At 71.2% G+C, this 11,637-nt stretch carries 10 protein-coding genes; 2 read left to right on the forward strand and 8 right to left on the reverse strand.

The window, feature by feature from the left end; genetic code table 11:
* From ACN28C_RS01460 to ACN28C_RS01480, 5 genes are all read right to left on the reverse strand, one after another.
* On the reverse strand, positions 1–1,446 hold the full coding sequence (locus tag ACN28C_RS01460) for an ABC transporter permease (protein WP_422771819.1): 1,446 nt from the start codon (positions 1,444–1,446) through the stop codon (positions 1–3).
* Positions 1,443–3,137, reverse strand: coding sequence for an ABC transporter ATP-binding protein (locus ACN28C_RS01465; RefSeq protein ID WP_422774925.1), 1,695 nt, complete (start codon positions 3,135–3,137; stop codon positions 1,443–1,445). Before ACN28C_RS01465 ends, ACN28C_RS01460 begins: the two co-directional genes overlap by 4 nt.
* 172 nt (positions 3,138–3,309) lie before the next feature.
* The gene (locus ACN28C_RS01470) at positions 3,310–4,377 is read right to left on the reverse strand and encodes a BMP family lipoprotein (protein WP_422774926.1); all 1,068 of its coding nucleotides are present in this window, start codon (positions 4,375–4,377) and stop codon (positions 3,310–3,312) included.
* Positions 4,378–4,697: 320 nt separating this feature from the next.
* The gene (locus tag ACN28C_RS01475; RefSeq protein ID WP_422771820.1) at positions 4,698–5,039 is read right to left on the reverse strand and encodes a hypothetical protein; all 342 of its coding nucleotides are present in this window, start codon (positions 5,037–5,039) and stop codon (positions 4,698–4,700) included.
* Between the two features lie 173 nt (positions 5,040–5,212).
* Positions 5,213–6,262 (reverse strand): hypothetical protein, encoded by a 1,050-nt coding sequence (locus ACN28C_RS01480; RefSeq protein ID WP_422771821.1) that lies wholly within the window; start codon positions 6,260–6,262, stop codon positions 5,213–5,215.
* Between the two features lie 98 nt (positions 6,263–6,360).
* Between ACN28C_RS01480 and ACN28C_RS01485 the strand changes: the two genes are divergently transcribed.
* Both ACN28C_RS01485 and ACN28C_RS01490 read left to right on the forward strand, forming a co-directional pair.
* Complete coding sequence (locus ACN28C_RS01485) at positions 6,361–6,966, forward strand: TetR/AcrR family transcriptional regulator (protein ID WP_422771822.1); 606 nt, start codon at positions 6,361–6,363, stop codon at positions 6,964–6,966.
* 172 nt (positions 6,967–7,138) lie between these two features.
* Positions 7,139–7,888 carry a DUF305 domain-containing protein gene (locus tag ACN28C_RS01490; RefSeq protein ID WP_422771823.1) on the forward strand — a complete coding sequence of 250 codons (750 nt, stop codon included), beginning with the start codon at positions 7,139–7,141 and terminating at the stop codon, positions 7,886–7,888.
* A 279-nt stretch (positions 7,889–8,167) separates the two neighbouring features.
* On the opposite strand, the gene ACN28C_RS01495 is transcribed toward ACN28C_RS01490, so the two are convergent.
* The 3 genes from ACN28C_RS01495 to ACN28C_RS01505 all read right to left on the reverse strand — a co-directional run bounded on the left by ACN28C_RS01495 (position 8,168) and on the right by ACN28C_RS01505 (position 11,510).
* The gene (locus ACN28C_RS01495) at positions 8,168–9,082 is read right to left on the reverse strand and encodes a sugar ABC transporter permease (RefSeq protein ID WP_422771824.1); all 915 of its coding nucleotides are present in this window, start codon (positions 9,080–9,082) and stop codon (positions 8,168–8,170) included.
* A 2-nt stretch (positions 9,083–9,084) separates the two neighbouring features.
* Positions 9,085–10,104: a carbohydrate ABC transporter permease gene (locus ACN28C_RS01500; RefSeq protein WP_422771825.1), complete on the reverse strand. Its 1,020-nt coding sequence runs from the start codon at positions 10,102–10,104 to the stop codon at positions 9,085–9,087.
* Positions 10,105–10,211: 107 nt separating this feature from the next.
* Positions 10,212–11,510 carry an extracellular solute-binding protein gene (locus tag ACN28C_RS01505; RefSeq protein ID WP_422771826.1) on the reverse strand — a complete coding sequence of 433 codons (1,299 nt, stop codon included), beginning with the start codon at positions 11,508–11,510 and terminating at the stop codon, positions 10,212–10,214.
* Positions 11,511–11,637 lie beyond the last annotated feature (127 nt).

Consider the following 11,637-nt stretch of genomic DNA (forward strand, 5'->3'; position numbering starts at 1 on the left):
CTACCAGCCCTTCGCCATGCTCGTGGACAACCTGGCTGCCCGGGCGGCCCGGAGCCCGAAGATCGCCTTCACCAGTGCCGGTGCGGCGATGAAGATGACGATCAGCGCCTGCAACACGGTGACCAGTTCCAGCGAGATGCTGGCGTACGACTGCATCCGGTTGCCGCCGGCCTGGAGCGCCCCGAAGAGCAGGGCGGCGAGCGCGACCCCCCACGGCTTCACCCGGCCGAGCAGCGCCACCAGGATGCCGTCGAAACCGATCTGGGCGACCACCAGCGGGGTGAGCGCGGTGGCGGTGGTGCCGAGCACCATGTTGGCGCCGCCGAGCCCGGAGAGCGCTCCGGCGATCACCATCACCAGCACGTACGTCCGGCCGACACCGATGCCGGCGGTCCGCGCGGCGTCCGGGTTGGCGCCGACCGCGCGCAGCTCGAAGCCGAAGGTGGAGCGGTTGAGCAGCCAGCCGACCGCCCAGGTGACGGCGACGGCCAGCACGATGCCGAGGTGCACCCGCAGGTCGCTGCCGAGCAGCCGGGGCAGTTGGGCGGAGCCGTCCACCGGCCGGCTGATCGCGTCGGTCCGGTCCGGGTCGTGGATCCCGTTCTGCACGATGATCCAGGCCAGGAAGGAGAAGGAGACGTAGTTGAGCATGATCGTGGTGATCACCTCGTGCGCGCCGGTGCGCGCCTTGAGGAAGCCGGGGACGAATCCCCAGATCGCCCCGCCCAGCGCGCCGGCCAGCACCGCCACGATCAGGTGCAGCACCGGCGGCAGCGGCAGCAGGAAACCGGCGAGCGCGGCCAGGATCACCCCGATGGTGGCCTGCCCCTGTGCGCCGATGTTGAACAGGCCGCCCCGGAAGGCGAGCGACACCGCCAGCCCGGTGAAGACCAGCGGGGCGGTGTAGGTCAGCGTCTCCGAGATCGGCGCGAAGACCGGCTGCCAGCCGCCGGTGCCGTCCGCCCAGGCCTGCACCGCCGCCGGGTCGACGACCGCGCCCTTGAAGAGGTTCGCGTACGCCTCGCTGACCACCGTCCAGCTGGCGTCGAGCGCGTCGGAGGGCTGGGCGGTGAAGTAGCCCCAGGTGGCCAGCACGTCCGGGTCGGAGACGATGATCAGCACGGCGCCGATCAGCGTGGCCAGCACGATCGCCAGCACGGTGACCGTGACGGTGTTGGCCGCCCAGAGGTTCTGCACGAACGTCCGGAGCAGCAGCGCACCGCCGCCGTCGCGGTCGGCCAGCCCTCGGCCGCCGCCGGAGCCACCGCCGTCGTCGCCCGCCGTGGCGCCGGCCGGCCCGGCACCACCGCCGGCCGCCGTCGGGCTGGCCGGGTCGCCCGGCCCGGTGCTCGTCGTCTCCCGGCCCGGCCGCTTCCCGGCCGGGCTCGTCTCCGGCGACGCGGCGTCGGGCCGCTCCGGCGACGCGGGAGTGCTGCCGTCGGTCATCGAGCTTCCTCGCTACCGGGGACGTCGGGGGTCGGCTCGGCCGGCCCGTCCGGGGTGCCGGTCGGTGTGGCACTGTCGGACCCGGCTTCGGCTCCGGGCGCGGACTCGGCTCCAGACCCGGCTTCCGCTCCGGGCCCGGCTTCGGCTCCGGGTGCGGCTTCGGCTCCGGGTGCGGCTTCGGCTCCGGGATCGGTGATGCCGGCCATCAGCAGGCCGATCGCCTCGCGCGGGGTCTCCGGCCCGACCACGCCGAGGATCCGGCCCCGGTACATCACCGCGATCCGGTCGGCGAGTCCGATCACCTCGTCCAGCTCGCTGGAGACCAGCAGTATGGCGGTGCCGACGTCCCGCTCGTGCACGATCCGGCGGTGGATGAACTCGATCGAGCCGACGTCCACCCCCCGGGTCGGCTGGGCGGCGACGAAGAGCTTGAGCGGCCGGGACATCTCCCGGGCGATGATCACCTTCTGCTGGTTGCCGCCGGAGAGCGTGCCGACGGAGGCTTCGGCCGAGGAGGTGCGCACGTCGAACTCCGGGATCCGTTCCCGGGCCGAGGCGGTGATCGCGTCCGGCCGGAGCACCAGGCCGGAGCCGAAGGGCGGCCGGTCGTACATGTCCAGCACCAGGTTCTCGGCGACGCTGAACTCCTTGACCAGCCCGTCGACGCTGCGGTCCTCGGGGACGTAGCCCACGCCGGACCGCAGCACCCGCTTGGTCGGCCAGCCGTCGACGCGCTGGCCGGCCAGGCGTACCGAGCCGCGCAGCACCGGGCGGAGCCCCATCAGAGCCTCGATCAGCTCGGTCTGCCCGTTGCCCTGCACACCGGCGATGCCGAGCACCTCGCCGGCCCGGACGGTCAGGTCGACACCGTCGACGGCCCGCACCGCGCGGTCGTCGTCGACGACCAGTCCCTCGACCTCCAGCACCGGGTCGCCGGGCGCGGCGGTGCGCTTCTGCACCGTCAGGTTGACCGTACGCCCGACCATCAGTGCCGCGAGTTCGTCCTCGCTCGCGCTCGGGCTCGCGGTGCCGACGGTCCGGCCGCGCCGGATCACCGTGATCCGGTCGGCGATCGCCTTGACCTCTTTGAGCTTGTGCGTGATGAACACGATCGACTTGCCGGACTCCTTGAGCGACCGCATGATCCCGAGCAGTTCCTCGGTCTCCTGCGGGGTCAGCACGGCGGTCGGCTCGTCCAGGATGAGCAGGTCGACGTCCCGGGTCAGCGCCTTGAGGATCTCCACCCGCTGCTGCACGCCGACGGGCAGGTTCTCGACCACCGCGTCCGGGTCGACCCGCAGGTTGTAGCGGGTGGAGACCTCGGCCACCTGGCGGCGGGCCCGCCGCCGGTCGAGCAGGCCGACGATGCCGCCCCGGACCTGTTCGGCGCCGAGCATCACGTTCTCGGCGACGGTGAAGACCGGTACGAGCATGAAGTGCTGGTGCACCATGCCGATCCCGGCGGCGATCGCGTCGCCGGGCCCTCTGACCTTCAGCGGACTGCCGTCGACCAGGATCTCGCCCTCGTCGGGCTGGATCAGGCCGTACAGGACGTTCATCAGGGTGGACTTGCCCGCGCCGTTCTCACCGAGCAGCGCGTGGATCTCTCCGGGCTCCACCGTCAGGTCGATGTGGTCGTTGGCGACCAGCTCACCGAAGCGCTTGGTGATGCCCCGCAGTTCGAGTCTCAGCGCAGCCTCCTGGGGAGTGCGGGCGGATGGTGCAGCCTAGCTGCTGTGCGAAAACCGGTCGCCCCGATCGGCGCGGAGACACTCTCCACGACGATCGGAGCGACCGGATCGTCGACGTCGACGCCGTCCCGGTCGGCCGCCCGAGCGGGGTCGGGCGGCCGGGATCACCGGGTCACTTGGGCTGGCTGGCCGAGGTGACGGTGATCGCGCCGGAGCTGATGTCGGCCTTGAGCTTGTCGATCTCGGCCTTCAGCTCCGCCGGCACCTTGTCGTCGAACTCGTGGTACGGCGCCAGTGAGACGCCGTTGTTGGCCAGGGTGCCGAGGTAGCCGGGGTCGTGTGCCAGCTTGTCACCCTTGGCCGCGGTCACCACGGCGTCCTTGACGGCATCCTTGATGTTCTTGACGACGGTGGTCAGCAGGGCCGGGCAGTTCGGGGTGCTCTCGCAGCCGTCGACGTCGACCCAGATCACCGAGTACTTGCCGCCGGAGGCCTGCGCCGCCGCCGTGGTGCCCAGACCGGCACCGCCGGCCACCGGCATGATGATGTCCGCGCCCTGGGCGACCAGGGTGTCGGAGACCTTCTTGCCCTCGTCCTGCTTGACGAAGTCGTTGGTGAAGGAGCCGTTCTGGGTCTCCTTGTTCCAGCCGAGCACCTGGACGCTCTTGCCCTTGACCTTGTTGTACTGGGCAACACCGTCGACGAAGCCGTCCATGAAGATGGTCACCGGACCGATCTTCATGCCGCCGTAGGTGCCGACCTTGCCGGTCTCGGTCATCCCGGCCGCCAGGTAGCCGGCGAGGTAGCCGGCCTGCGCGGTGTCGAACTGCATCGGGAAGACGTTGCTCTCCGGCAGCTTCGCGTCGACGATGCCGAACTGCTGGTCGGGGTTTGCCTTGGCGATCTTCGAGGTGGCCTCGCCCATCAGGCCACCGACGGCGAGGATGAAGTCGCAGTCCTGGTTGACGTACTGGGTCAGGTTCGGCTCGTAGTCTGCCTCGGCCTTGGACGCCACGTACTTGATGTCGATGTTGTCGTCGGCGGCCTTGGCCGCCTCCAGCCCCGCCCAGGCGGAGGTGTTGAACGACTTGTCGTCGATGCCTCCCACGTCCGTCACCATGCACGCGGTGTACTTGTCGGCGGCGTCGCCGCCCGCGCCGTTATCGTCCGGAGCCTCACCACACGCGGCGGCTGCGCCCAGTGCGAGCCCACCTGCCGCGAGTACCGAGGCGATCCGCATCCCACGCACAGAGCGCAAGACGGTCTCCTTCCCATTGCGCACCGCCCACCGCGGTGGCAGCCCTGAGCCGGCCTGCGCATTTGCCGCCGGCTGTCCCACGTTACGGACGGGAGCGTACGCCCGCGCCTGTCCACCGGCCGACAATCGTGCCTGACTGTTGAGTGCCCGTTACCCTTACGTAACTTCAGGGTGCGGGAGATCACTCCCAGGGCCGCCCGATGCGTGACCTGGGGATATGGCCCGTCCCGTTTCGACCCGTTCCGCGCGGAGCCGTCCGCTCACTCGCCGCGACGACCGGGCCCGGGCCGACGCGGCAGGCGTCAGCGCCAGAAGACCGCCACGGCGGCGTTGACCAGGGTCAGCCCGATGATCGCCAGGAAGTGGCCGCGGTTGACCTGCTCCCGCCTGCGGGAGAAGAACACCATCACGAAGATCATCAGGCCGATCACCAGCTTCGTGACCAGCTTCGCCGGAGCCGGCTCGTCGCCGTCTCGCAGCGGCGCGGAGAGCCCGATCCCGGTCAGCACCTGGATGACGGCGCCCCAGAGCATCAGGGAGTTGATCCGGATCCGTCCGGTGACGTACTGGGCGGCGGCACCGCCCAGCAGCAGGGCGAAACCGATCAGGTGGGCGTAGAGCAGGATCAGCCGGAGAGGTTCCACGGCGGACATCCTCCCCCATCACCCCTCGCCGCGTCGTCCCCGCCCCCGGCGGTGCGGCGGCGGGGACGACGCGGCGGAGCGCCGGGGTCCCGGCGGAGAGGAGTCCGGCGCGGGGCCGCGCTGCTGGTGACCGGTGCGCCTCGGCTGGCGGCGGCCGGCGGCTCGGGGTGGAGTCAGGCCCGGGCGCGGGCCAGGTCGGCGGCGGCCGGTGGCTCGGCCGAGCCGGTGGCGGCTGCGGCGGGCGGCTGCCGTACGCGGCCGAGAGCGACCAGCAGCAGGCCGGCGGTGGCGTACCCGGCGAGGACCAGCAGCGCACTGGCGGCTCCGGCGCCGTCGAAGAAGGCCGTCGAGCGGAGCAGGGTGCCACCGGCACCGACCGGCAGCCACTGGCCTACGGCGCCCCACGGCTGGGGCAGCAGTTCCGGCGCGGCGGCGACGGCCGAGAGCGGGTTGCCGACCAGGAAGACCAGCACCGCGCCGAGCCCGAGACCGGCCCGGCCCAGCACCGCGCCGAGCCCGCAGACCGAGGCCGCCACGGCCAGCCCGACGAGCCCGAGTACCGCGCCGTTGGCCACGGCGTCGCCGGGGAGCAGGCCGAGCCAGCCCTGTAGCACCAGCGGGCCGGCGAGGCCGACCAGCACGCCGAAGCCGACCAGCCCGGCCAGCCGGGCGAGCCGGCTGGGCACCAGCAGGAAGAGCAGCGCCCCGGCGATCATGCCGGTCAGGGCGAGCGGCAGGAACCCGGCCGCGAAACCGGCACCGCGCGGGTCGTCGGGGTCGGCCGGCACGACGTCGACCACCGGCACGGGCTGGCCACCGGAGAACTCGCCGGCCGCCTGGGTGAGCAGCGCGGCCACGGCCGGACCCGCCGCGCTCGCGGTGTGCAGGGTCGGCCCGTCCGGGCCGACCACGAACGCGGCGTACGCCTCGCGGTCGCGCAGCGCCCGGTCGGCCGCCGCGCCGTCGGGGAGCCGGATCACCTCGAAGGCGCCCGGGGCGGCCACGTCGAGCTGCTCGACCAGCCGGTCGGTGGCCGGGGCCGGGCCGGCGACGACGATCGGCAGGTCGCGCGGTGCCAGGTTCATCGCCGGCCCGGCGAAGAGCGGCACGAGCAGCGACTGCAGCAGCACCACCGCGACGGCCAGCAGGACGGCGACCGCCAGCGGCCGGCGTGGCTGCGCGGTGGTGGGTGGCGGACCGGAGTGCTCCGGTGGACGAGTCATCTCGGCTCCTTCTAAAACGAATGCTCGTTCTCTTAGCTGAGAGTCCCTCCTCCGCCGAGATCCCGTCAAGAACGAGCGTTCGTTTTACAATGTGTGTCGTGCCACGCGTATCCGACGAACACCTGGCGGCCCGGCGGCAGCAGATCCTCGACGCCGCCCAGCGCTGCTTCCGGCGCAACGGCTTCCACGCCACCTCGATGCAGGATGTGATCAACGAGGCCGGCCTCTCGGTGGGCGCGGTCTACCGCTACTTCGGCAGCAAGCACGAGTTGGTCACCTCGATCGCCGAGTCCGTCCTTGACGACGCCGACGAGATCTTCGTCGCGCTCACCGAGGCGGCCCCACCGCTGCCCCTGATCGAGGCGCTGGACCGGGCGCTCCGGTTCATCGAGGCCCAGACCGGCCCGGAGGGCATCTTCCGGTTCGCCATCCAGGTCTGGGCGGAGTCGCTGCGCGACCCCGCACTGGCCGAGTTCGCCGCCCGCCTCTACGGCCGCGTCCGGTCCCGCTTCGTCGCCCTCGCCCGCCGGGCGCAACAGGCCGGCGAACTGTCGGCCGACGCCGACCCCGAGGCGGTGGGCGCTGTCCTGTTCGGCCTGATGCCCGCCTTCGCCCTGCAACGGGTGCTCACCGGCGGCCCGGACCCGAAGACCTATCTCGACGGCGTAACCGCCCTGCTGGCCAGCCAGGGCGTGCGACAGTAGGCAGCGGGAGGTCAGCTCTCCGCTCGGCCCTGCCGGCGGGCGTACTGGATCTTCCACGGCCCCGGTGGCCGGGCTACCATCGGCCAACCCGGGGTGGACGGCCCGGCCCCGGTGCGAAGTCCCAGCTACGCCACCACTGGCCGGCAGGGCGGACGGGAGTCACGCTGTGGTGTTGGCCAGGAACGCGACCGGAAGCAGCCGTCGCCCGGTGATCGCGTTCCTCGCGGCGGTCGAAGCGGTGGCGCTGCTGCTGGCCGCCGGCGTCGCCGCGGTCGCGACCACCCGGGACGACGGCGCACCGGCGGGCTCCGTCGCCACCACCCCCGCACCGGCGCCGACGCCCTCCGTGCTCCCCACCGATGCGATCGGGACGGCACCGGTCATCCAGCCCGGCCGTCCGGGCGAGCCGGCGCAGGTGCTCCGGCCGGACCAGCTGACCCCGCCGCCCGGTGCGCCGCACAACGCGGCCGACATCCGCTTCGTCACGATGATGGTGCCGCACCACGAGCAGGCGTTGCAGATGGCCGCGCTGGTGCCGCAGCGGGCGGGCAGCACCGGCGTGATCGCGATCGCCGACCGGATCCGGGCCGCCCAGCAGCCCGAGGTCGAGGTGCTGAAGGGCTGGCTGCGGGACCGCAGGCTCAACTCGCTGCTCGGCGGGACCGGGCACGAGCACCCGGACATGCACGGCATGCAGAGCCCGGAGGCGATCGCCGCACTCACCGCGACCACCGGCACCGCCTTCGACCGGATGTTCGTCGAGATGATGACCGCGCACCACCAGGGTGCCATCGCGATGGCTCAGGAGGTGCTCGCGAGCGGCGTCGACCAGCGGATCCGGGAACTGGCCCGGAACATCGCCTTCGAGCAGGCCGTCGAGGTCAACCGGATGCGCGAGGTCATCGATCCGCCGTCGAAGTGAAGCCTGCCGCGCCCGACAGCCCGGCCCCGCCACCCCACGGCAGTGCGGCCCCGCCACCACGGCAGTGCGGCCCCGCCACCAGACCTCACCGGCACCGCGCCGGTCCACGGTGGCCGCGGTGAAGCGCGGCTCGCCGTCCGGGGTGCTCCGGACGAAGACCTGCCGGACCGGTGCCGCCGCCGGCACCCGGAGGAAGACGTCGACGGTTTCGCCGAGCACGGGTGCCTGCTCCGCACGTGGTACGCCGACCCGTCGTGGTGCGCCCGGTGGGTTGCCCCGTCACTCCTTGATACCGCCGCCGGTGAGGCCGGAGACCAGGTGCCGCTGGGCGACGAGGAAGACGATGCCGGCGGGGATGGTGACCAGCACCGCCGAGGCGGTGAGGTATTCCCACTGCGGGTTGAACTGCGGCACGAACTGCTGGAGCCCGTACGCGAGGGTGAAGTTCCGGTCCTCCTGGATGAAGGCGGAGGCGTACGCGACCTCGCCCCAGGCGGTCAGGAAGGCGTAGAAGCCGGTGACCGCGAGCGCCGGCCGGGCCAGCGGCAGCACCACCCGCCAGAAGGTGGCGAAAGGGCCGCAGCCGTCGATCGCCGCCGCCTCGTCCAACGCGGTCGGAATCGAGTCGAAGTAGCCCTTGAGCATCCAGGCGCAGAACGGCACGGCGATGGTGAGGTTCGCGATGATCAGCGACGGCGGTGTGTTGATCAGCCCCAGCCCGGCCATGATCATGTAAATCGGCACGATCAGGATCGGCATCGGGAACATCTGGGTGACCAGGAAGACCATCATCAACGGGCGGCGCCCCGGGAAGTTGAACCGGGAGACCGCGTAGCCGGTGGTGGCGGCGATGAAGATGCCGATCAGCATGGTGAAGGCCGCGACCACTACCGAGTTGAGGAACCAGCGCAGGAACCTGGTCTCGGTCAGCACGTAGAGATAGTTGGCCAGGGTCGGGTCCTTGACCAGGGTCAGCTCGCTGCTCTGCACCGCGTAGCCGGGCTTGAACGACGAGAAGAGCACCCAGACGATCGGGCCGATCGCGATCAGCGAGGCGACGACCAGGGTGGCGTGCAGCAGCACGGAGCGCAGCGGCGACCGGCCCCTACCTCGGGCACCAGCGCGCCGGGCCTGGGTGGCGCGGGCGGCGGGGGCGACGACCGCACCGGCCGGCGGGACGCTGGTCTGGCTCATCGTCACCACACCTCGCCTTGCTTGCGCAGTGCCCGCCGGTAGAAGACCGAGAAGACGAGCAGGATCGACAGGATGAGCACCCCGTAGGTCGAGGCGAGGGAGTAGTTCCGGATCCCCTCGAAGGCGGCCCGGTAGGCGCCGGTCACCAGGATGTCGGTCTGGCCGGCCGGCTGGCCCTCGGTGACCAGGAAGATCACCGGGAACATGTTGAACGTCCAGATGGTGCCGAGCAGCACCACCGTCATGCTGACCGGGCGCAGCCCCGGCAGGGTGACGTTGACGAACCGCTGCCACGGGCTCGCGCCGTCGATCTCGGCCGCCTCGTGCAGCTCCCGGGGGATGGACTGCATCCCGCCGAGCAGCGCCACCATCATGAACGGCACGCCGAGCCAGATGTTGGTGACGATCGCGGTGAAGAGCGAGCTCCACCGGTTGGCGAACCAGTCGACCGGGTCGACCCCGAACGCGGTGAGCAGCGAGTTGGCCAGCCCGAACCGCTCGTTGAAGATGAACTTCCAGGCGAAGGCGCTGACGAAGGCCGGCACCGCCCAGGGGAGCACCAGCAGCACCCGGTAGAGGCCGCGCAGCCGCATCGGCCGGTTCAGCATGGTCGCCAGCCCGAGCCCGAGCCCGTAGTGGAAGACGACGCAGACCGAGGTCCAGATCAGGGTGACCAGGGTCCACTGCCAGAACTCGCCGACCTCGCCGCCGAGCACCCGGAGGTAGTTGTCCAGGCCGACGAACTCCCAGCGGTTGGGGTTGGGTCTGCAGTCCTCGGTGCCGGTGATGGAGCGGGTGCAGATCTCCGCCACCTGGTTCGCCTCGTTGATGTTCGTCAGCGAGATCCAGATGCCCCGGCCCAGCGGATAGAAGACCAGCACCGCGAGAACCACGACGACGGGGAGCACCATCGCCCAGGCGTACCAGTGTCTGTCCCAGCTCCGCCGCAGCCGGGACCGGCGGGCGGGGCGACGGTCGGGCGGCGCGGGCGCCGCCGCCCGACCGGCGGTCACGGTGCTCATCACTGCGCTCCAGGAGGGGAGCCGGCGGGGCCGCCGATGTCGGCCGGCCCCGCCGGGTTGCCAGGTGTTGCCAGGTGTCGCCGCCGGCCAGGCGCCGGCAGGTCGGATCACATGCCGTACGCGGGGACGACCTCGGCCTTGTACTTGCCGGCGACGCCGTCCAGCGCCGCCTTCGGGTCCTTGTTCTGCACCAGCACCTCGGTGGCCATCTGGTCCAGCGGCCCGAAGAACTGACCGCCCTCCGGGATCCAGGGCCGGGCCACGGCCGAGTCGACGACCGGCTTGAACGCCGAGATCATCGGGTTGGTCTTCACCGTGTCGAGCGCGTAGGCCGAGGTGCGGGTCGGCAGCAGGCCGAGCCGGTCGGCGACGTACGCCTGCGACTCCGCCGAACTCATGAACCTGACGAACGCGACGGCGGCGTCGACCTTCTCCTGGGGCATGCCGGACCAGACCACGTAGTTGTGCCCGCCGACCGGTGCGCCGGCCTTCACCGAGCCGGCCGGCACCGGGGCGACGCCGAGGTTCTCCAGGCCGCCGAAGGTGGGGGCGCTGCCGACGTTGTTGACCTCCCACGGCCCGTTGATGATCATCGCGACCTTCTTCTCCTTGAAGAGGGTCATCATCGTGCCGTACGCGTCGTTGGCGGCCGGCTTCGCCGCCGCACCGCTGGCGATCAGGTCCTTGGCGACCTGCAGCCCCGCGACGTTCTGCGCGGAGTTGACGACGATCTTCTTCGCCTGCGGGTCGACCAGGTCGCCGCCCTCGCCGTAGAGGAAGGGCAGCAGGAAGTAGCCGGCCGGGTTGAGGTAGAGCCCCTCCACGCCGGTCTTCTGCTTGATGGTCAGCGCGGCGGTCTTGAGGTCGGCCCAGCTCTTCGGTGCCTCGGCGATGCCCGCCTGGTTCAGCAGTTCCTTGTTGTAGAGCAGGGCCAGCGAGTCGGTCACCTGCGGCACGCCGTAGGTCTTGCCGTCGTACTTGTTCGCCGACAGGGGGGTGGCGAGGAAGTCGGACTCGTCGGCGAGCAGCTCCGACCCGTCCAGCGCGTAGAGGTAGCCGAGCGAGGCGAACTCCGGCACCCAGGCCACCTCGGCCCGCAGGATGTCCGGGGCGCCCGTCTTGGCCTGGGCGGCCGTCTTGAACTTGTTCTGTGCCTCACCGAAGGGCACCGACTGGTAGTTGATCGTGACGTTGGGGTACGTGTCGTTGAACTTCGCGATGAGTTCCTGGAACGCCGGCCCCTCGTTCTTCGGGTCCGATGTGTCCCACCACGTCAGTTCGGCTTTCAGGGCGGCGGGATCGGTTGTCGACTTCGGATCCGCCGCCTCGTCGTCGCCGCACGCGGCGAGCGTCAGAGCGAGGGCCGTGGACGCGAGTACGACGACCCCCTTGGCCATGCGACGCATGTGCGCTCCTAGGGTCTGCCTGCTGGGTATCGGCGGGACAGTAGCAAGGTGTTGCTGATTTCGAAACCCCTTGCACATCTGCTTGCAACAACTGCCTCCGGATCGTCATCTTGACCGTCCCGCTCGT

Origin of the sequence: Plantactinospora sp. WMMC1484, from assembly GCF_049315195.1 — a bacterium.
Classification (GTDB): Bacteria; Actinomycetota; Actinomycetes; order Mycobacteriales; family Micromonosporaceae; genus Plantactinospora.

What these genes read in the sequence shown, in the direction of transcription:
- ACN28C_RS01500 (WP_422771825.1), bottom strand. Translation starts at nt 10,104, where the DNA reads ATGAGCACCGTGACCGCCGGTCGGGCGGCGGCGCCCGCGCCGCCCGAC.
- ACN28C_RS01505 (WP_422771826.1), bottom strand. Translation starts at nt 11,510, where the DNA reads ATGCGTCGCATGGCCAAGGGGGTCGTCGTACTCGCGTCCACGGCCCTC.
- ACN28C_RS01470 (WP_422774926.1), bottom strand. Translation starts at nt 4,377, where the DNA reads ATGCGGATCGCCTCGGTACTCGCGGCAGGTGGGCTCGCACTGGGCGCA.
- ACN28C_RS01480 (WP_422771821.1), bottom strand. Translation starts at nt 6,262, where the DNA reads ATGACTCGTCCACCGGAGCACTCCGGTCCGCCACCCACCACCGCGCAG.
- ACN28C_RS01460 (WP_422771819.1), bottom strand. Translation starts at nt 1,446, where the DNA reads ATGACCGACGGCAGCACTCCCGCGTCGCCGGAGCGGCCCGACGCCGCG.
- ACN28C_RS01495 (WP_422771824.1), bottom strand. Translation starts at nt 9,082, where the DNA reads ATGAGCCAGACCAGCGTCCCGCCGGCCGGTGCGGTCGTCGCCCCCGCC.